This is a genomic window from Massilia glaciei, assembly GCF_003011895.2.
Classification (GTDB): Bacteria; Pseudomonadota; Gammaproteobacteria; order Burkholderiales; family Burkholderiaceae_D; genus Telluria_A; species Telluria_A glaciei.
On sequence record NZ_PXWF02000027.1, the window covers coordinates 1 to 19,050 of the forward strand.

The following is a 19,050-nucleotide window of genomic DNA, read 5'->3' on the forward strand; positions in this document are numbered from 1 at the left end:
CGCCGAATTTCTTCGACAGAACGGTAGCGATAGCAGCCGTCAGGGTCGTTTTACCGTGGTCGACGTGACCGATGGTGCCGACGTTGACGTGCGGCTTGGTCCGTTCGAATTTACCTTTTGCCATTTTGATCTTCCTTAAGGGGATATTTAAACTGCTTGGGGGACAGAGCAGGGTTTACCTGCTCTGTCCCCAACTGAATATGACTGACTATGAATTACTTAGCCTTGGCGGTGACGATTGCATCCGTCACGTGCTTAGGCGCTTCCGAATAGTGCTTGAATTCCATCGTGTAGGTCGCACGGCCTTGCGTTGCGGAACGCAGCGAGGTCGAGTAACCGAACATTTCCGACAGTGGCACTTCGGCTTTGATGATCTTGCCGCCGCCGCCTGGGATTTCGTCCATGCCCTGCACCATGCCGCGACGCGACGACAGGTCGCCCATCACGGAACCGGCGTAGTCTTCCGGCGTTTCCACTTCGACCGACATCATCGGCTCGAGGATGACCGGCGACGCCTTGCGGCAGCCGTCTTTGAAGGCCATCGAAGCTGCCATCTGGAACGCGTTCTCGTTCGAGTCGACGTCATGGTACGAACCGAAGAACAGCGTGACCTTGACGTCGACGACTGGGTAACCAGCCATCACGCCCGAGTTCAGCGTGCCGCGCACACCCTTTTCAACCGCGGGGATGTATTCGCGTGGAACGGTGCCGCCCTTGATCGCGTCGACGAATTCGAAGCCCTTGCCCGGCTCTTGCGGCTCGATCTTCAGAACCACGTGACCGTATTGGCCACGACCACCGGACTGCTTGACGAACTTGCCCTCGGACTCTTCGCACACCTTGCGGATCGTCTCGCGGTAAGCCACTTGTGGCTTGCCGACGGTCGCTTCGACGCCGAATTCGCGCTTCATGCGGTCGACGATAATTTCCAGGTGCAACTCGCCCATACCACCGATGATGGTCTGGCCCGACTCTTCGTCGGTCTTGACGCGGAACGAAGGATCTTCCTGTGCCAGGCGGTTCAGCGCCAGGCCCATTTTTTCCTGGTCGGCCTTGGTCTTAGGCTCGACAGCCTGCGAGATCACCGGCTCAGGGAAGACCATGCGCTCGAGCGTGATGATCGACGATGGGTCGCACAGGGTTTCGCCCGTGGTCGCATCCTTGAGGCCGACCGCGGCGGCGATGTCGCCGGCGTGGACTTCCTTGATCTCTTCGCGCTGGTTCGCGTGCATCTGCAGAATACGGCCAAGACGCTCTTTCTTGTTCTTGATCGGATTGAAGACGGTGTCGCCCGACTTGATGGTGCCCGAGTAGACGCGGAAGAAGATCAGCTGGCCGACGAACGGGTCGGTCATGATCTTGAACGCCAGCGCCGAGAATTTCTCGCTGTCTTCGGCTTTACGCGTCGTTGGCTGCTCATCTTCGTCCAGACCCTTGACCGGTGGAATGTCCACTGGCGATGGCAGGTATTCGATGACGCCGTCGAGCATGGCTTGCACGCCCTTGTTCTTGAACGCGGTGCCGCACATCATCGGAACGATTTCCGAGGCGATGGTGCGTTGACGCAGCGCGGCCTTGATCTCTTCTTCCGAGAGGTCGCCCTCGTCGAGGTACTTGTTCATCAGCTCTTCCGACGCTTCGGCGGCCGCTTCGACCATCTTCTCGCGCCACTCGGCGGCCTGGTCGGCCAGCTCTGCGGGGATCTCGCGGTAGTCGAACTTCATGCCCTGCGACGCGTCGTCCCAGTAGATCGCCTTCATCTTGACGAGGTCGACCACGCCGAGGAAGTTCTCTTCGGCGCCGATTGGGATCTGCAGGCAGATCGGGTTCGCCTTCAGGCGGTTGCGCATCTGCTCGTAGACCTTGAAGAAGTTGGCGCCGGTGCGGTCCATCTTGTTGACGAACGCGAGGCGTGGCACCTTGTACTTGTTGGCCTGGCGCCATACGGTTTCCGACTGCGGCTGAACGCCGCCGACCGCGCAGTAAACCATGCAGGCGCCGTCGAGCACGCGCATCGAGCGCTCGACTTCAATCGTGAAGTCGACGTGGCCCGGGGTGTCGATGATGTTGATGTGGTGCTCAGGGAAGTTGTTAGCCATCCCCTTCCAGAAGCAGGTCGTCGCAGCCGAGGTGATCGTGATACCGCGTTCCTGCTCTTGCTCCATCCAGTCCATGGTGGCCGCGCCGTCATGGACTTCGCCGATCTTGTGGTTCACGCCCGTGTAGTACAGGACGCGCTCGGTCGTGGTGGTCTTGCCAGCATCGATGTGAGCGGAAATACCAATATTGCGGTAGCGCTCAATGGGGGTCTTGCGTGCCATAATTATTCCTAAATCTTTTAATGGACAAAACCGAGCGTCATTTTGTGAACAAAATGGGCCCGGCCTCGAACAACAGATGCATGGCCGCGCCCGGGGCCCGCACGAAGTGCGAACCGGGGCTTGGCCAGTTTATTAGAAGCGGAAATGCGAGAACGCTTTGTTCGCTTCTGCCATGCGGTGAACTTCGTCCCGCTTTTTCATCGCGCCGCCGCGCATTTCCGACGCTTCCAGCAACTCGCCGCCGAGGCGTTGTGGCATGGATTTTTCGCTGCGCTTGTTTGCGGCTTCGCGCAACCAACGCATGGACAGCGCCATACGACGCACCGGACGGACTTCAACTGGCACCTGGTAGTTGGCGCCGCCGACACGGCGGGACTTAACTTCGACCATTGGCTTGCAGTTGTTGATCGCGGTGGCGAACACTTCGAGCGGGTCCTTGCCGGACTTCGTTTTGATGTGTTCAAAGGCACCGTAGATGATGTTTTCAGCGACCGATTTTTTACCGGACAGCATCAGAACGTTCACGAATTTGGCGACATCTTGGTTGCCGAACTTTGGATCTGGCAAGATTTCGCGCTTGGGTACTTCACGACGACGTGGCATATCAATTCCTTCCTATCTTCAGTTGAGCGCGCTTGGCGCACTCGCGGAGGCCATCATAGCCTTCCACTTACTCGATCATTACGACCGGTTCAACTCGTTAGTTTTTTAAACAGCGGTTAACCGCCGGCACTTGGCAAAAATTACTTCTTCTTGCCAGCTTTGGCTTTCTTGGTACCGTATTTCGAGCGCGATTGCTTACGGTCTTTGACGCCCTGGGTATCCAGTGCACCGCGAACCATGTGGTAACGCACACCCGGAAGATCCTTTACGCGGCCGCCGCGCAGCAGAACGACGCTGTGCTCTTGCAGGTTATGGCCTTCACCGCCAATGTACGAAATGACTTCGAAACCATTGGTCAGGCGGACTTTGGCGACCTTACGCAGAGCCGAGTTTGGCTTCTTTGGGGTCGTCGTATAAACACGTGTGCATACGCCACGCTTTTGCGGGCTGTTTTCCAGCGCCGGCGATTTGCTCTTGACGCGTACGGAAACACGCGGCTGGCGAATCAGTTGATTGATGGTTGGCATCGTTATAAATCCAACAAAGATACAACATGAACAACCCGGGCGAAGTTGCCCGGGGACTAAAACCTAGTCCCGGTTTAGAACTGACAAAGGAGGCGCCGAAAGCCACTCAGCTAGGAGCGGCCCTGGTTGCGAAAACGATGTGCAGAATAAATTCGAGAACTCGCGAGTATAGACGTGAAGCGCGGGCGGGTCAATCAGTTTACCACTTGGCAATGCACAAAGCGGGCCGCCACGGGCGTCGCTCCGATCAGGCGGCGCTGGCTTTCTGCCGATCTTGCAAATACAGCCACACGAGCGGCGGCAGCATCGTCATCAGCGCGAAGCAGTCGATGAGCACATTGGCCCAGACCCCGCGCTGCAGCGACAGATAGATGTCCTGCGGCGCCCACAGGACGATGCCGGCGATCAGCGATCCCCAGGCCAGGGCGTTGCGCTGGCGCTCGCCAATGTAGGCGAGCGCGCCCATCCAGATCGCGGCGGCCTGCACCGTGGGGCCGAACAGGGCGACCCACCAAAGCTGGAGCGCGCGCGCCCCGTCCGGCGCGCCCACCGGCCAGAACGCGGACTCGATCCCCGCGTGGCAGCCCTCGAACAATGCCGCGCCGCCCGCCAGCGGCAGCAGCGCGCCGACCACCAGATGGCCGAAGATGGCCGCGTACACCCACCACACCACCAATTTTCGGGCCGTCATCGCAGTCTCATTTTTTTAGGAAGGGGTGTGGGCGCGCGCAGGCGCCGTCGCGGCAGGCCGGACCGGCCCCGCCTTTATAGCCGAGCAAACGGGAGATCGCGTAACGCCGGCACGCGAACTGCCGGTACAGCGCCGCCAGCAGCGGGCGCAGCAGCGGCACCCTCAGCGGCAGCACCAGCCAGGCGCGCCCGGCCAGGCCATAGGCGGCGACCATGCTGTCGATGCCGACGAGCAGCTTGCCGCCGGCGTCCAAGCTGTGCATCTCGCGGTTCAGGGCGTCCATGCCGACCCCGAGCGGGCGCGGGTCGAAGCCGGGCGCGGCGATGTCGACGAAGGCGAGCCGGCGCGCCCGGTCCCAGCGCCCGAGCCGTCCCATCTCGGTGGCGCAGAACGGACAGTTGCCGTCGAAGTAAAGGGTCAGTGCGGGCGCGTTCATGATCTTCTTTTTATTCTGTCGTTACAGAAATTTAAGACATAACAGACGGCGAGTCAAGGCAATTCGCCTGGCGCAGCACCGGCAGCAGGACTAGGCCGAGGTAGGGTGCGGGATCGGCACGGGGCAACCGCCGCAGCTGACCGGCACGGTAACCGGGTCTGACCCCGGTTACGGAATTAATTGCCGAATTTAAGACCTTGCAAGGGCTACGACGTGGACTAATGCCAATTGATTTCTAAACCGGGGTCAGACCCCGGTTTTTAATTGATTGGACCTTTTGGTTGCGATCGCGGGACGTCGGGCTTCTGGAGTGTGGCTGGGAATCGTATAAAAATGGCATGTTTTCTAAGTGTGTTGAACTTGGGAAACAGCCGGCCCGGCGCCGCGGCGCGCGCCCGCACACAAATCGCCTACCGTGTTGCCGATCCGGCACTTGCAATCTATTATGGCGGCACCCATCTGCTTCCATCAACAATCAGGCTCCGCGCGCATGCTCACCACCACCCAAAACAAGCTCGACGCCAACACCATCGCGTCCTACATCCTGGTCGGCGTCGCCTTGCTGCTGGTCCTGGTCAAGGGATTGCTCGGCGCCCTGTTCGCCGGCCTGCTCGTGTACGCGCTGGTGCAAATGATGACGCCGTTGCTGGCGAGCAAGATCAGCGACGCGCGCGCGCGCATGGTCGCCATCGCCGTCATCTCGGCCGTCGTGATCGGTTTGCTCAGCGCGGCGGCCTGGGGCACGATCACCTTTTTCAGGGGCGACGCGACCAACCTGACGTCGTTGCTCAAGCGCATGGCCGACATCATCGACGCCTCGCGCGGGCAGTTGCCGCCGTGGCTGCTCGACCACCTGCCGGTCAACGCCGACGCCCTGCGCGAGCGGCTCTCGGGCTGGCTGCGCGAGCACGGCGACGAGGCCAGGACGCTGGGCAAGGAGGCGGGCCGCACGCTGGCCCATGTGCTCATCGGCATGATCATCGGCGCCATGGTGAGCATGGGCAGCGTGGGCGGCAAATACGGCGCGCGCCCGTTCTCGAGCGCCCTGCAGGCGCGCCTGAGCCACCTGCTCGACGCGTTCCGCAACATCGTGTTCGCCCAGGTCTGGATCTCGGGCATCAACACCATCCTCTCGGGCATCTTCATCCTGGTGATCCTGCCGCTGATGGGGGTCCAGCTGCCGCTGGCCAAGACGCTGATCATCATCACCTTCTTCGCCGGCCTGCTGCCGGTGCTGGGCAACCTGATCTCGAACTCGGTGCTGGTGGTGGTGGCGCTGTCGCATTCGTTGCACACGGCCATCGGCGCGCTCGCCTTCATGGTGGTGCTGCACAAGCTCGAGTATTTCCTCAACGCGCGCATCATCGGTTCGCGCATCAAGGCGCACGCCTGGGAACTGCTGGTGGTGATGCTGGTCGGCGAGACCCTGTTCGGCGTCGCCGGCGTGATCGCCGCGCCCGTGTTCTACGCCTACACCAAGCAGGAACTGAAGGCGCGCGGCCTCATCTAGACTGGCGCCCGACAGGCTAAAGCGCGACCACGATGCCGCGGAAGCGCTGCCCGCTCTTGGCCAGCTTTTTGTCGCCGCCGCCATCGTCGCTCAGGATCTGCACCATGCGCGTGCCCGGGATCGCGAACAGCGCCTCCGGGTGGGCGCCTTCGACGTCGATCCGGTGCAGCATGCGCGCCGGCTCGGCGTTGTCGCCCGACCACTGGAACAGCGCGAAGTCGCCGTCTTTGCCGCTCGGCCCCGCGATGATCATGTAGGCCAGCCCCACCAGCTCGATGCTGCGCACCGCGCGCCCGCCCAGGTCGAGTTCGACCACCCGCCCGAGGCGCGCGCCTGCCCCGCCGACCACCTCGGCCGGGTTGAGCAGCTCGACCAGCAAGGCCATGCCCCGCGGCGCCGGGTTGCGCAAACCTATCAGCAAGCCGCCTTCGGGCGTGGCCGCCAGGCCCTCGATATTGAAGGCGCCCGCGCTTTCGGGATCGCGCGCGGCCGCCTGCGCGAGGTCGTACCGGCGCAACTGGGGCGCCGCGACCAGGTCGGCGAGCAGGTTCGCATATGGCTTGCCGACCGGCGCCAGCAGCCCCGCGCCGGCGCCGCCATCGCCGGGCCCGGCGCCCTCGGTGGCAAAGAAGCGCTGGCGCCGTTCGTCCGTTTTGCCCTTGCTGGTGCGCCCGTGCGAGGAAATCCAATAGATGCGCGCGCCAACCGCGGCCGCCCCTTCGAGGTCGGACTCCTTGTCGGGCGCGGTTCCCAAAAAGCCCGACAGGTCGAGCCCGCCGATGGCGTCGGCGCGGCCGCGGCGGTAGACCAGCAAGCGGTTGCGCTCGTCGTCGGCGACCACGAACAGCTCGGGCCCGAGCGCGGCGGCGGCCGAGGCGTCGGCCATGCCGCGATACACGAAGAGCTCGCCGGGGCGCGCATGGGGCAGGCCCGCGAGCAGGGCCGGGATCGCGGACGGAAGGACGCTTTTCTTGGTCATGCCTGTGGCTCCGGTTGAAATATTATTCGATTATCACCGCATCGGCGCGACGGATCCCGTACATTATGGAGCATGGCCTCCATCCCCCACCCAACCCGAAGCGCCCATATGAACCTCTCCCGCCTGTTGTTTTGCGCCCTGCTCGGCGCCTGCGCCCGCCACGCCACCGCCTCTCCCGCGCAATTGGTCGAGGCCGCCAGAAGCCAGATCGGCGTGACCGTGCGCTACGACGGCGCCTACCAAAAGCTGGCCTATCCGGGCGGCGACGTGGCGCAGGAGGTCGGCGTGTGCACCGACGTGGTGGTGCGGGCCTACCGCAAGGGCGGCCTCGACCTGCAGCGGCTGGTGCACGAGGACATGCTGCGCGCCTGGGCCAGCTACCCGCGGCTGTGGCAGCTCAGGCGGCCCGACCGCAACATCGACCACCGCCGCGTGCCCAACCTGCAAACCTTCTTCAAGCGCCGCGATGCCGCCCTGCCCGTCAGCGCGCGGGCGCAGGACTACCGGGCCGGCGACCTCGTCACCTGGATGCTGCCTGGCAACCTGCCGCATATCGGCATCGTGTCGGACCGCGCCGCCGGCGGGCGCCCGCTGGTGATCCACAACATCGGCGCCGGCACGCGCGAGGAGGACGCGCTGTTCGCCTACCGCATCACCGGCCACTACCGCTTTCCGGCGGGCCGGCCCTGACCCATGGGGCCGCCGAACAACACCGGCCGGCGCTATTCATTTACCAATAGTCGACCCTGCTATATGATGATTCGGCGAAAAATTTCTTAGCAAACGCACGGCGTGCGCGCCGTTCAAGACCATCCAGCCCCCATGTCGATATCCGATCCAGCCCAGCTATTGCAGCGCGTCCCCGAACTGAACGCCTTGACGGGCGATTCCAGGATCCGGCGCGCGATCGAGTCGGGCGACACATTCAAGGTGTACCGCTCGCTGGTGCTGGCGCGCCTGTTCCGGCGCCTGCCCGCGCATGCCGCGCTGCTCAGGGAGCTGACCGCCGAGCGGCGCCTGTTCGCCAAGCCGCTCAAGGGCATGCCCTCGCTGGCCAACTACAACTCGCTCGGCTTCGGCCTGGTCGGCCAGTCCGAGAGGGACAAGGACGGCGTCCACGTCGCCCTGCACGCGATCGTGGCGCTGTTCAAGGTGCCGCTGGTGCCGCTCGGCGCCTATGTGGTCCAGGGCACGAGCGACCAGGGATGGACCGTCTACGCGCGCGCCCCGCTCGGCGTTTTCGGCTGGTTCTACGCGCGCGCCCTGGTGCTGGCGCTGGTGCTGCTGGCCGGCTGGGGCGCGCACAGCGCCTATCAGGCGTCGAGAATCCAGGAACTGGTGCTCCTGAACGGCTTCGGCGAGACCGTCAGCGTCACCATCGACAAGCAGAGCGTCGCCTTGGCGCCGCAGGGCCGCCTCACCCTCAAGGTCGCGACCGGCAAGGTGCATGGCGCGGCGAGCGCGGGCAAGGGCGGCCTGATCGACACGTTCGACCACACGCTCGACGGCAGCAGCGACATCTATGTCTGGAACATCGCCGGCGCCATGCCACTGTTGCACAACACGCTTTACTACAGCAAGGTAAAACCCGCCCCCGGCGCCCCCGGCCGCGACGTCAACCGCGTGCACTGCGGACGGCAGTTCATGGCGTTCGATGATATCGATCACCTGTTCACCGAAGCGCCGGAAAGCGTGACGACCAGCGACGGCGCCGACCACACCTACGAGCAGCTCAGCATCGCCACCAAGCCCGGCACTCCGGGCGTGATGCTGTGCCTGGGCTACTTGCACGGCAACGGCATGGAGGCCAACGCGGCCAAGGCGCACGAAGCGCTGGCGCAGCTGCAGGGTTGGGACTACCAGGGCACCAGTACGGCAGTGCTTGCCGCGCAGTCGGTCTCGCCGGCCGAAGCCTTGCGCGTGGCCAGGCGCGCCGTCGAGGCCCGCCCCGACGACGTGCAGATCGCGCGCGTGCTGCAAGACATGCGCGACAACGCCGGCGAAAGCGTCGCGCAGTTGAGCGAACACCGGCAGCGCGCCCGGAAGCAACCCGACTCGGCGCGCGAGCAATACCTGTATTTGTCTCTGCTGTCGGGCAACATAGGCCAGAGCGCGGCGGACGCCATGGCCAGGCGATTCCCGCAAGACCCCCAGATCCTGCGCAGCCTGGCCCGGCGCAAGGCCGTGCGCGCCGACTACGCGGGCGCCAGCGCCGAGCTGGCGCGCCTGCACCGCTTGTCCGAGGAGGACGCCGGCTACCTGATCGACGACGAGGCGCGCGTGCTGGTGGCGCTGGGGCGCGCGCCCGCGGCGCTCAAACTGCTCGACGCCGCCCTTGCCAACAAGACGTCCGCGGCCGGCCCCGACCTGGCGGCCGACCACGGGCTGGTCGCGCGCCTGGCCGGCGCCGATCCCGAGCGCTTCCTGCGCGCCAACTACGACGGCGATGCCGACCCCGCCAAGCTGGACCGTTCGCGCGTGCGCGCCGGACTCGACTTGCTCGAGCCCGCCTCGGCCGAAGACAACGTGGTCCAGATCGCGCTGGCGCTGCGCCAGGACCCCGGCAAGGCGCTGGCGCTGGCGCAGCGCGCCGGCCGCTTCGAGATGCTGGCGCTGTCGGGAGACCAAATGGGCCTGCTGTACGGGGAGGCGGTGCGCAGCGGGCGCACCGCTGTCAGCGACAAATTGGCTTTCCACGCCCGCATCAACCTGGCCGACCGCGTGGTGCTGCACCAGTACCTGCGCGGGGAGAATGTCAATCTGGCCGAGATCGACATCGGGATCGACTTCAAGGCGGCGGCCCATTTCATCCGTTCGCGCAACGCCAAACTGTCTGACGGCGAGCGCGCGGAGCTGCGCAGCCGCGCCGCCCGCGGCGATTTGCTGCAAGGCGTGATCAGCACCGCAATCAAGCAATGGAAAGAGCCGTCGACACCATGACCACGACCAATCGAAACAAGGCAAACCCGGGCCGCGGCGCCGCCCTGCTGCTGGCGCTGTGGCTCGGCTTCTGGCTGCTCGCGCTGGGGCTGGCCGCCGGCCTGTTGTGGGTCCCGATCGCTCAGCTGAGCCGCGGCACGCCCGACCTGGCCGGGTACGCGGCCGCGGTCGGCGCGGCCACGCTGTTGTACGCGCTGCGTCCGCGCCGGCGCCAGGACCGGGGCACGCCGCTGCCCCTGCTGCGCGAGAACGCGCCGGCCCTGTACGCCAAGGTCGGGCAGATCGGCGCCGCGCTGGGCGTCAAGGCGACGGTCAACATCCATCTGGCGAACGCGGCCTCCGTCACCATGTCGCACCGCACCAGCTGGCACGGCAAGCTCACCTCGCTCGAACTGGGCCTGGGGCTGCCGCTGCTGATCGCGCTCTCGGAGGACGAACTCGGCGCCCTGATCGCCCACGAGTTCGGCCATTTCGCCGCGGGCAAGGGCGGGCTCGGCCCGTGGGTCTACCGGACCCGCGAATCGATCGCCAACAGCGCGCTCGACCTGGGCGATTCGCTGTTCTTCGTCGACCTGCTGTACGCGCTGTTCGGCCGCGGCTTCGTGCGCCTGTCGGCGGGCGTCGCGCGGGCCCAGGAATTCGAGGCCGACGCGCTCGCGGCCGGCAAGTTCGGGCGCACGGTGACCTGCAACGCGCTCAAGAAGGTCGACATGATGGCGCCCATGTGGGCCGCCTACGCGCGGCACGAGCTGTACCCGGCGGTCGCGCGCGGCGCGCGCGTGCCAGTGTTCGACGGCTTCCGCCGCTTCTGCAAAGCGGGCGTGCGCCGGGCCGAGGTGGCCGGCGCGATCGGCAATTTTGAAATCGGCGCCAAGACCGCGTTCGACGTGCACCCGACGCTCGAGCGGCGGATCGAGGCGATCAAGCCCGGCGCCGGGGCGGGCGCGCCGCCGTTGGCCGAATGCACCCATCTGCTGGGGGGCGAGGCCGAAGCCGAGCACGCCTGGTACGACTTCTTCCACGACGGCCAGCTCGAAAAATGCAGCTGGGAGCGCTTTGGCGCCGACGTGGTCCAGCCGCAGATACGGCAGCGTTTCGCGGGCAGCTGGATGGATCCGGAACGGCTGCCGCTGGGCGACCTGATCTTGATGGCCGAAGAGATCGGCGAGGAGCCGGCGCATTTGTGGGACCGCCTCAAGCCCGAGGGCATCAGCTTCCTGTCGCGCGGGGCCAAGCGCAAGCACGTCGCCGAGATCGTCGAAGAGTGGGTCATCGCCAGCCTCGACCAGCGCGGCTTCACGCTCGCGGTGGCGCCAGGGCAGGCCCTGCGCATGGAGCGCGACGGGCACACGGTGCTGCCGTCGGAGTTGATGGCCGCCGCGCTCGGGCGCACGCTGACGCCGGCCGCGCTCGCGGCGCTGGCGCCGCGGCAAAAGGTCAATTTGTACAAGTAGCGGCGCGGCGTCACTCCCGCCATTGCAGGAATGACCTCCCTCGAACGAGGGAACCCATGCTGAGTACGCAGCCATGCGTCGTTAAAGAATTCGACCGTACCCGGCCATTGCACCTAACGCTCTTCGCGAGTATGCCAAAGCCGTAAAACGTAGATCGTGGAAGCTGCAATCTCGTAGCGCAGTTCATAGCGACCCACAAGAATGCGTCGAATTTCCCGCGGTTCAAACTCAGTCAGCCGTTCGCCAATCCTCGGATTCGAGACCAGTGTCGAGGCCGCCGCCATGAGCGCGCGCACGGCTCGCCCGGCCGCCGCTTGATTCACCGAGGCCGGAAATTCGTGCAGCCGTGTCAAATCGGAGAGCGCTTTGCTGGTCCATCGCAGTTCCATCAGGGAATCGTCGGCGGAGGCAGCGGATTGTCGCCGCCGAGACTATCGGCCCATGCCTGCACCGACTGGTGGTCGATGACACGACCTGCGTCCACATCCGCAAGCGCCTCGTGCGTCAGGCGGTTGCGTTCCTCCTCCAGGTCAACCCATGCGCTGAGCGCCTGCTTGACGATCCAGCCGCGCGACCGCTCGAGCCGGGCCGCGATCTGGTCGACCCTATCGGCCAGCGGCAGCGGTATATGGGCGGTGAGCACTTTGGTTTCAGTGTTGGCCATCATGACTCCTGCTTCAAATTGTTCGCGCCAAGTCTCGCACCGCACAAAAACAATGTCAATCGATGTTAATCACATTTAATCAAAGAATGACACGGCGGGTAGCCGATCGTTGATGTTGGCGTGCCTTCCTGAATGAAACTGAAGAAGCTCGCGGGCCTGCGCTGGAGAAAAATTGCTCATCGGATAGACCACATGTTTGCTTCCTGCGCGAATTACACCCCGCTCAGCCCACCACCGCCACCCCGGCATGCGGGTTGCCGGCCGCGTCCAGGTAGGCGGACAAATTCATCGGCCGGTACAAGGACGGCACCGCGCCCTCGAGCAGCACCGACTTCGCCTCCCAGCGCCGCGCGACCGACACGTGGAGCTTGAGCACGGGCGGCCTCGGCAGGGTGCGCTCGACCGCCGGCCGGGCCTTGAATTTGCCGCGCGTCCATGGCTGGTGCTCGGGCGCGGCGTGGTTGGCCGCGATCCGCAAAGGTTGGAAACCGACCCCGATCAGCTTGAGCCTCGACACCATCCACTCGAGCGCGCCGTCGGACAAACAGCTTTCGTTCTCGCGCCGCGGATAGCCGCCGCCGACATCGGCATGGGCGCCCGGAAACAATGCCTGCTCGATCCGCTCCTCGTGGTCCCACAGGGTGGGCTGGAAGTCGATCCGCAGCTCGTCGACCGCGATCGCCTGGAAGGCATGCGCGACCTTGGCGCTAAGGCGGGTGTCGGCGAAGCGCAGCGCGCCGACGCGCCGGTCCTCGCCGACGAAATGGGGAATGCCCAGTTCGCCGACCGTGTCCCAGACCGCGATCGCCTCGATCGCGTCGACCGGGCGCAGGTCGCCCGGCGCCAGCGTGCGCGACAGGAAGCGCGGCAGGTCGTCGGCCAGCGCGTCGAGCTTTGACAGCAGCGCCGGCGACACCTCGCGCACGGACTGGTGCCGGTACTGGTGCCAGGCGGCGCAGCCGAGCCGGTAGGCGAAGTCCTTGTTGCGCAGCAGTTCGGGACGGGGGTTGAGCAGGCCGACCGCGGCGATCATGCCGGCCAGCGCGCGCGCGGTGTAGGCGCCGCGGCTGAAACCGACGAGGATGATCTTGTCGCCCGGAACGTAATTGCGCGAGATGAAGGTGTAGCCGCGCACGATGCGCGAGATGTCGGCCGCGCCGAACGCGCCGCCTAGCATCTGCACCAGCCGGTTCGAGGCGTCGCCGGCGCCGTACAGGTACTTGGCCACATGCACCACCTGGCCGGCGGCGTCGGTCAGCACCTTCTCTTTTTCGTTGCTCTTGCGCCAGTCCGCGGCCGCCTCCCGCCCCTCCAGCGCCAGAAACAGCCGGAGCACATTGGTGATGTCGGGCACGCCATCGAGGTCGTCGTCGCCGTCCGGGCCGTTCCAGGTCCCGTCGGCGCAAAAGATGATTGATTTCATGCAAACTCCTTGAGTGGACCTTCCCGGTCTGGCGGAAAAGCGGTGTGGCCATGCCGACCAAAAAGCGATGCCAAATAAATACCCATTATAAACATATTGCCACGATGTAAATATATTTTACAACTGACATCAGCGGCCCGGCAAGGTGCTCGCTCGTGGAATGATTTGTCCCGCGGCAGCGAAAATATCCGATAATCATGCCCTGTTCCCGACCTGGCTGCCCGATGCGATTCCTGCTGCGCCCTGCGACGCTGTTCCTGTTGCTGACCTATCTCGCCTTGTCGGCCGTGCCCTTCGTGCCCCTGCTCGCCGGCAAGCCGGTGGCGGGCGCCGCGCAGTTGCTGGGCATAGGCGCGATCGCCTGGCTGGCCGCCTGGGCCGTCCTGAAGCGGCCCGCGCATTTCCACTGGCTGCTGATCCCCGCCTTCCTCGCCCTGCCCATCGAAGTCTACCTGTTCACCTTCTACGGACAGGGCATCTCGACCCACCATCTGGGCATCCTCGCCGAGACCAGCCCGCGGGAGGCGGCCGAATTTTTGGGCGACCGGGTCTGGCTGCTGCTCGCCGTCATGGCCGCCGTGGTCGCGTGGTGGGGCATCACCCTGCGCATCGCGCGCGCCAGCACCGCGCTCGACTGGACCGACGGCTCGCGGTCGCTGGTGATCGCCACGCTCGCCGGCGCCGCCGCGCTGGGCGCCTATGGCTGGAAATACGGCGTCGCCGGCGCCGCCAAGGCGCCCGTGAAGGCGTCCGCCAAGGCGGCGGCCAAAGCCAAGGCCCCCAAGCAAGCCGAGGCCGCGCCGCCGCCGCTGCCCGCCTGGGCCAGGCCGCCCGTCGAGCTGGCCGCGTTGGCGCGCAGTTGGCCGTTCGGCCTGCTCGCGCGCGGCGCCGACTTCTACACCGAACGCAAGCACCTGGCCGCGCTTAGCGAGCGCAGCAGCAAGTTCAGCTTCGGCGCGCGCCAGCGCAATCCCGACCTCGAGCCCGAGATCGTGGTCATGGTCATCGGCGAGTCGTCGCGCTTCGACCGCTGGAGCCTGAACGGCTACGCGCGCCAGACCAATCCCCTGCTCGCGCGAGAGAGCAATCTGCTCATGCTGCCCGACGTGGTCACGGCCGTCTCGGCCACGCGCCTGTCGGTGCCGGTCATCATCTCGCGCAAGCCGGCGATGCAAAGCCTCAAGGACGGCTTCGCCGAGAAGTCCTTCCTGAGCGCCTACAGGGAGGCCGGTTTCAAGACCTGGTGGCTGTCGAACCAGGTCTCGTTCGGCAAGTTCGACACGCCCGTCTCGGTGTTCGCCAAGGAGGCCGACGTGACCGCGTTCCTGAATCTGGGCGGCTTCGGCGACAACGCCAACTACGACCAGGACCTGTTCGCGCCGCTCGCCGGCGCGATCGCCGACGCCGCGCCCAAGAAACTGATCGTGCTCCACACCCTGGGCAGCCACTGGAACTACAGCCAGCGCCATCCCAAGCAGTTCGACCGCTTCCGGCCCTCGCTGTACGGGGTCGACAAGCCGGCCTACACCGACATCCGGATCAAGCAGCAGCTCAACAATAGCTACGACAACACCATCCTCTACACCGACTGGTTCCTGGCCAACGTGATCGGCCAGATCAAGCAGACCGGGCAGACCGGCGCGATGCTGTACGTCGCCGACCACGGCCAGACCCTGTACGACAACAGCTGCAAGCTGGCCTTCCACGGCCACAACACCAAGTACGAATTCCACGTGCCCGCGCTGCTCTGGTATTCCGACCGGTACCAGGAGCGCCGGCCCGGCAAGGTGGTCCAGCTCAAGCGCCACCACAAGGCGCGCCTGTCCACCGAGAACATGTTCCACACCCTGCTCGACCTGGCCGAGATCGGCTATCCGGGCGAGCGGCCCGAGTGGAGCTTCATGAACGAGCGCTTCACCGAGCACACGCGCTATGTCGACAGCTACGGCTGGGCCAACTACGACAACGCGACGCTGCGCGGCGACTGCCGCGAGATCATCGACAAGGGCACCCCGCTCAAGCGCGAGACGAAACTGCTGTAATTCCCGCGGGCAAACCCATCCGCGAAAACGGCCCCTTCATCGGCGCCGGCGCGGCCTTCGTCCAATTCGCCGCCGCCGCCGCGGCGGCGCCCCCTATCCTGACGCGACACACATTTCGTCGAACGACGGTCAAGGAAGGCGGCACCTGATGATTTCAAGAAGACAAATACTGTTGATGGGCGCCGGTTTGCCCCTGTTGAGCGCCTGCGGCGGCGGGGGCGGCGGCGAGGGCGCGCCGCCCAAGGAGTTGGCGCACGAGGACGTCGGGGTCACCACGATCGCTGCCGACGACTGGGCCACGGCGGCGCCGGAGAGCCAGGGCATTCCGGCCGCCGCCATGCAGGCGATGCTCGACGACGGCGCGGGGCTGCCGACGCTGCGCGCGCTGCTGGTGGTGCGCAACGGCAAACTGGTGGGCGAGCGCTACTACGCCGACTGCAAGTCGTCAGACCTGCGCCACATCCGTTCGGCGACCAAGACCGTGTGCAGCCTGCTGGTCGGGCAAGCCCTGCGCGACGGAAAGATCAGCGGCATCGACGCGACCCTGCGCGAATTGCTGCCGGCGCAACTGGCGCGCGTGCCCCTGTCGGCCGCCGGCGACATCACGCTGCGGCAGGTGCTGCAGATGCGCGCGGGCCTCGACTGGAGCGATGATCGCGGGTTCAACTATGACGACATAAACGTTACCGACTTCGCCCTCGCGCTGCCGGTGGTTCGGGGCGCGCCGTGGAGCTACAACTCGGGCGCGTCGCACCTGCTCTCGCCGATCCTGTCGAACGCCTACGGCAGCGACCTTCTGACAATAGCCCAGCGCAACCTGTTCGAGCCGCTCGGCATCAAACAGGTGCTCTGGGCGCGCGACGCCAGCGGCGCCGAACACGGTTCTTACGGACTGCGGATGCGTCCGCGCGACCTGATGAAACTGGCCGCGATGAACCTCGATGGCGGACAGTGGCAGGGCCGCTCGATCGTGCCCGCGCAATGGCTCGCGCAAAGCCAGTTGAGCCACTTCAAATTCAACCCGCTCGGCCTGGAACTTGACGCCATGGGCTACGGCTACCTGTGGTGGACCGGCGCGCTGGGCGGCCACGACGTTGCGATGTATTACGGTTGGGGCGGGCAACTGGCGATCGTGGTGCCGGCCCTGCGCATGGCAGTGACGACCACGGCCTTGTGGCGGGTTGGCGATACGACCCAAATTACCCGCGGCATCACGGCGGTCGTCGCGCGCCTCCTAGCCAAGGTGACGCCCGCCTAAGCCAAGGCGGGGACGCGCGGCCGCGACCGGTTGAAAATCGCGGAAATCCCCCAACGTCATCCCCGCGAAAGCCCCCAACGTCATCCCCGCGAAAGCGGGGACCCATACTGAGCTTGCATCGAATCGAGGAGCGAGTTTTCCAGACCCGTGGTTGAAGTACATTCAGCATCGATGCCCGCTTTCGCGGGTAACACGCCAGGGTTTTCAGTCTGGGTTTTCAGTCCACGATTCCTGCCGCCTCGTCGGACGCACCCGCCCCGCCAAGCACATGCGAACAATCGGCCGGTCGCGCCAGATAGCCGCTAAGCCAGTCGTACACCCTGCCCGCGTTGGCCTCAAGCTCCTGCCCGAGCCCGCGCGCACCCAGCAGCGCGATGCCGTTGGTCTGCGAAAGCACACCCGGCGCCAGCGTCAGCATCGCGTGCGCGTCGGCCGCCACGCACCATGGCGCGAGGCGGTGCGCCAGCAACGGCGCCAGCACCAGGTTGTGCGACGAAACGATCACCATGCCCTTGGCCGCGAGCGCGTCGAGCACCGCCGCCGCCGCCGACACCGACTCGAGATGGTTGGTGCCACGGAAAATCTCGTCGATCAGATACACCCCCGGATGCGGGCCGTCGGCCGCCGCCAGCAGCTCCCGCGCGCGCCGCAACTCGGCCATGTACAGGCTCTCGCCGCCAAACAGCGAGTCCTCGCTTTGCATGCTCGCGTACACCGGCAGTTGCGGCACGCGCGCGCCGGCGGCGTAGCAAAAGCCGAAGGCGCGCGCGGCCACCAGATTGAGGCCGATGGTGCGCAGCAGCGTGCTCTTGCCGATCCCGTTCCGGCCCGAGATGAACGCGCCCTTCCCGTGCAGACGGAAGGTGAGCGGCTGGGCCTGCGCCATCAGTGGATGCACCGCGCCGTCGAGCGCCAGTTCGGCCGCGCCGCCGCGGTCGGCCCAGCAGGCCGACGGCGTCTGCAGCAGGTGCCGCGCCAGCGCCAGATCGGCTTCGAGCCCGGCGCAGCGCAAGAAGGCGGCGCGCAAAAAATCGCGCTGCCCGTGCACCAGCGCGACGCACTTCCAATAGTGCTCGAGATTTGCCAGCATGAACCAGTCCGAATACGCGCGTGCGCCGGGTGTCACCCCGCCCACCCAAGACCGGCTCAGACTGTGATTGAGACGGCCCGATTGCGCCGCCGCCGGCACGAACCCGGCCAGCGGGGCCTCGTCGCGCGTGCCCAGCTCGCTATCGACGCGCAGCATCAGCTGCAGCGACTTCAATTTGCGGTTCCATGCCTCGATCCGTGGCCCATACCGCACCTGCATCGACATCAGCGTGAACAAGGCGAGTCCGGCACCCAGATAGGCAAAGGGCGTCAGCAGGACCGCGCCGAGCGAGACCAGCAAAGCGGCCAGCAACAGCCAGCATTTGCCGGCCCAGGCCGAGCGCGCCGGTGGCGCGTCGTCGGCAAACAGCAGGCCCGCGACCTCGGTGTCGACGGCGCGCAGGGCATGGCAGGCGCTGCGTAATTGCCGCAGGCGGACCGGGTCGCGCATGTGTTCGCGCACGCGTTCGCCCAAGGCGTCGCGCCCGCCGTCGTCCATGCCGGCGCGCAGCCGGTGGTGCAGCATCTGCTGGCCAAAAATGCTCAGCTCCGGCGACAGTTGCGCCAGATAGGGCCCGAGCAACAGGTCCTTCCAGGTCGTGTCGTCGAGCGCGGCGGCGCCCGGATCGGCGTGCAGCCGGTGCAGCTGCGCCACATCGTCCGGCGCGAACGGGTAGTCGAGCGGCTCAGGGTCGGGCAACAGCAGGGTACGCAACTCCTGGAGGGAGGCCTTGACCGGGGCGGTCACGGAGGCAAACGACAAGGGCATGCAGGCTTTCATCGATGGCGCGGCCGAGTGCCGGCCCACGCGGGCCATATGTGGTCATATTGACAAACCACAAGTGGACCCGGCTAGCAGCCTGCCGGACTTAAAGAATCGAAGCGAAAATTCGGCTGAGCGAGGACAGATTTCGACGATTTTGAAGGTCAATAGTTATTCTATTGACCAAAAAATCGGCGAAATATGGACCGCTCAGGCGGATTTGCAGCCGATTTCCTTTAAGGTGAGTAGGCCCAAGGAATTTCGCCTTGAACCTCTCGCAGAACCGTACGTGACACTCTCGCGTCATACGGCTCCCGCTATCCAACCGCTCTCCCGCTGGGTGACCAGTG

The 19,050-nt window shown here is 65.5% G+C and carries 18 protein-coding genes; 7 read left to right on the plus strand and 11 right to left on the minus strand.

Translation table 11 applies throughout. The features are described 5' to 3' along the window. The 6 genes from C7C56_RS01975 to C7C56_RS29600 all read right to left on the minus strand — a co-directional run. The coding region (locus C7C56_RS01975; protein WP_017454492.1) for a GTP-binding protein at nucleotides 1–124 on the minus strand (124 nt) is incomplete at its 3' end. Between the two features lie 91 nt (nucleotides 125–215). Beyond that, on the minus strand, nucleotides 216–2,321 hold the full coding sequence (gene fusA, locus C7C56_RS01980; RefSeq protein WP_106755827.1) for an elongation factor G: 2,106 nt from the start codon (nucleotides 2,319–2,321) through the stop codon (nucleotides 216–218). A 132-nt stretch (nucleotides 2,322–2,453) separates the two neighbouring features. After that, the gene (gene rpsG, locus C7C56_RS01985; protein WP_106755828.1) at nucleotides 2,454–2,924 is read right to left on the minus strand and encodes a 30S ribosomal protein S7; all 471 of its coding nucleotides are present in this window, start codon (nucleotides 2,922–2,924) and stop codon (nucleotides 2,454–2,456) included. Nucleotides 2,925–3,064: 140 nt separating this feature from the next. Next, nucleotides 3,065–3,451, minus strand: a complete 387-nt coding sequence (gene rpsL / locus C7C56_RS01990) for a 30S ribosomal protein S12 (protein WP_106755829.1) — start codon at nucleotides 3,449–3,451, stop codon at nucleotides 3,065–3,067. Nucleotides 3,452–3,698: 247 nt separating this feature from the next. After that, nucleotides 3,699–4,142, minus strand: coding sequence for a cell division protein (locus tag C7C56_RS29595; protein ID WP_229457895.1), 444 nt, complete (start codon nucleotides 4,140–4,142; stop codon nucleotides 3,699–3,701). 7 nt (nucleotides 4,143–4,149) lie between these two features. Continuing rightward, nucleotides 4,150–4,578: a thiol-disulfide oxidoreductase DCC family protein gene (locus C7C56_RS29600; protein ID WP_229457897.1), complete on the minus strand. Its 429-nt coding sequence runs from the start codon at nucleotides 4,576–4,578 to the stop codon at nucleotides 4,150–4,152. Between the two features lie 490 nt (nucleotides 4,579–5,068). Between C7C56_RS29600 and C7C56_RS02000 the strand changes: the two genes are divergently transcribed. After that, nucleotides 5,069–6,088 (plus strand): AI-2E family transporter, encoded by a 1,020-nt coding sequence (locus C7C56_RS02000; protein ID WP_106755830.1) that lies wholly within the window; start codon nucleotides 5,069–5,071, stop codon nucleotides 6,086–6,088. A gap of 16 nt (nucleotides 6,089–6,104) precedes the next feature. Here C7C56_RS02000 and C7C56_RS02005 read toward each other — a convergent pair whose 3' ends face one another. Then, nucleotides 6,105–7,067 carry a DUF3616 domain-containing protein gene (locus C7C56_RS02005; RefSeq protein ID WP_106755831.1) on the minus strand — a complete coding sequence of 321 codons (963 nt, stop codon included), beginning with the start codon at nucleotides 7,065–7,067 and terminating at the stop codon, nucleotides 6,105–6,107. A 108-nt stretch (nucleotides 7,068–7,175) separates the two neighbouring features. Between C7C56_RS02005 and C7C56_RS02010 the strand changes: the two genes are divergently transcribed. The 3 genes from C7C56_RS02010 to C7C56_RS02020 all read left to right on the plus strand — a co-directional run bounded on the left by C7C56_RS02010 (nucleotide 7,176) and on the right by C7C56_RS02020 (nucleotide 11,461). After that, nucleotides 7,176–7,757, plus strand: coding sequence for a DUF1287 domain-containing protein (locus C7C56_RS02010; RefSeq protein WP_106755832.1), 582 nt, complete (start codon nucleotides 7,176–7,178; stop codon nucleotides 7,755–7,757). 132 nt (nucleotides 7,758–7,889) lie between these two features. After that, nucleotides 7,890–10,007, plus strand: a complete 2,118-nt coding sequence (locus tag C7C56_RS02015) for a hypothetical protein (protein ID WP_146204243.1) — start codon at nucleotides 7,890–7,892, stop codon at nucleotides 10,005–10,007. Further along, the gene (locus C7C56_RS02020; protein ID WP_106755834.1) at nucleotides 9,983–11,461 is read left to right on the plus strand and encodes a M48 family metallopeptidase; all 1,479 of its coding nucleotides are present in this window, start codon (nucleotides 9,983–9,985) and stop codon (nucleotides 11,459–11,461) included. Before C7C56_RS02015 ends, C7C56_RS02020 begins: the two co-directional genes overlap by 25 nt. Before the next feature lie 113 nt (nucleotides 11,462–11,574). Here C7C56_RS02020 and C7C56_RS02025 read toward each other — a convergent pair whose 3' ends face one another. From C7C56_RS02025 to C7C56_RS02035, 3 genes are all read right to left on the minus strand, one after another. Then, nucleotides 11,575–11,850 carry a type II toxin-antitoxin system RelE/ParE family toxin gene (locus C7C56_RS02025; protein ID WP_106755835.1) on the minus strand — a complete coding sequence of 92 codons (276 nt, stop codon included), beginning with the start codon at nucleotides 11,848–11,850 and terminating at the stop codon, nucleotides 11,575–11,577. Further along, entirely contained in the window at nucleotides 11,850–12,128 is a 279-nt protein-coding gene (locus C7C56_RS02030) for a CopG family ribbon-helix-helix protein (RefSeq protein WP_229457906.1), read from the minus strand. Before C7C56_RS02030 ends, C7C56_RS02025 begins: the two co-directional genes overlap by 1 nt. 220 nt (nucleotides 12,129–12,348) lie before the next feature. Continuing rightward, a complete protein-coding gene (locus C7C56_RS02035) occupies nucleotides 12,349–13,548 on the minus strand; it encodes a T6SS phospholipase effector Tle1-like catalytic domain-containing protein (RefSeq protein ID WP_106755836.1) in 1,200 nt (399 codons plus the stop codon). A gap of 224 nt (nucleotides 13,549–13,772) precedes the next feature. On the opposite strand from C7C56_RS02035, the gene C7C56_RS02040 reads away from it, so the two are divergent. Next, on the plus strand, nucleotides 13,773–15,590 hold the full coding sequence (locus C7C56_RS02040; RefSeq protein ID WP_106755837.1) for a phosphoethanolamine transferase: 1,818 nt from the start codon (nucleotides 13,773–13,775) through the stop codon (nucleotides 15,588–15,590). Nucleotides 15,591–15,738: 148 nt separating this feature from the next. Next, nucleotides 15,739–16,848 (plus strand): serine hydrolase domain-containing protein, encoded by a 1,110-nt coding sequence (locus C7C56_RS02045; protein WP_229457908.1) that lies wholly within the window; start codon nucleotides 15,739–15,741, stop codon nucleotides 16,846–16,848. A gap of 217 nt (nucleotides 16,849–17,065) precedes the next feature. On the opposite strand, the gene C7C56_RS02050 is transcribed toward C7C56_RS02045, so the two are convergent. Further along, nucleotides 17,066–18,706, minus strand: a complete 1,641-nt coding sequence (locus C7C56_RS02050; protein WP_106755840.1) for a MutS-related protein — start codon at nucleotides 18,704–18,706, stop codon at nucleotides 17,066–17,068. Here C7C56_RS02050 and C7C56_RS29260 point away from each other — a divergent pair. Continuing rightward, on the plus strand, nucleotides 18,705–19,050 hold a 346-nt coding region (locus C7C56_RS29260; protein WP_219933087.1), incomplete at its 3' end, for a hypothetical protein. The two genes, C7C56_RS02050 and C7C56_RS29260, sit on opposite strands and share 2 nt — an antisense overlap.

Coding starts and splice junctions, on each gene's coding strand:
- fusA (WP_106755827.1), bottom strand. CDS start 2,321: ATGGCACGCAAGACCCCCATTGAGCGCTACCGCAATATTGGTATTTCC.
- rpsG (WP_106755828.1), bottom strand. CDS start 2,924: ATGCCACGTCGTCGTGAAGTACCCAAGCGCGAAATCTTGCCAGATCCA.
- rpsL (WP_106755829.1), bottom strand. CDS start 3,451: ATGCCAACCATCAATCAACTGATTCGCCAGCCGCGTGTTTCCGTACGC.
- C7C56_RS29595 (WP_229457895.1), bottom strand. CDS start 4,142: ATGACGGCCCGAAAATTGGTGGTGTGGTGGGTGTACGCGGCCATCTTC.
- C7C56_RS29600 (WP_229457897.1), bottom strand. CDS start 4,578: ATGAACGCGCCCGCACTGACCCTTTACTTCGACGGCAACTGTCCGTTC.
- C7C56_RS02000 (WP_106755830.1), top strand. CDS start 5,069: ATGCTCACCACCACCCAAAACAAGCTCGACGCCAACACCATCGCGTCC.
- C7C56_RS02005 (WP_106755831.1), bottom strand. CDS start 7,067: ATGACCAAGAAAAGCGTCCTTCCGTCCGCGATCCCGGCCCTGCTCGCG.
- C7C56_RS02010 (WP_106755832.1), top strand. CDS start 7,176: ATGAACCTCTCCCGCCTGTTGTTTTGCGCCCTGCTCGGCGCCTGCGCC.
- C7C56_RS02015 (WP_146204243.1), top strand. CDS start 7,890: ATGTCGATATCCGATCCAGCCCAGCTATTGCAGCGCGTCCCCGAACTG.
- C7C56_RS02020 (WP_106755834.1), top strand. CDS start 9,983: ATGGAAAGAGCCGTCGACACCATGACCACGACCAATCGAAACAAGGCA.
- C7C56_RS02025 (WP_106755835.1), bottom strand. CDS start 11,850: ATGGAACTGCGATGGACCAGCAAAGCGCTCTCCGATTTGACACGGCTG.
- C7C56_RS02030 (WP_229457906.1), bottom strand. CDS start 12,128: ATGATGGCCAACACTGAAACCAAAGTGCTCACCGCCCATATACCGCTG.
- C7C56_RS02035 (WP_106755836.1), bottom strand. CDS start 13,548: ATGAAATCAATCATCTTTTGCGCCGACGGGACCTGGAACGGCCCGGAC.
- C7C56_RS02040 (WP_106755837.1), top strand. CDS start 13,773: ATGCGATTCCTGCTGCGCCCTGCGACGCTGTTCCTGTTGCTGACCTAT.
- C7C56_RS02045 (WP_229457908.1), top strand. CDS start 15,739: ATGATTTCAAGAAGACAAATACTGTTGATGGGCGCCGGTTTGCCCCTG.
- C7C56_RS02050 (WP_106755840.1), bottom strand. CDS start 18,706: ATGCCCTTGTCGTTTGCCTCCGTGACCGCCCCGGTCAAGGCCTCCCTC.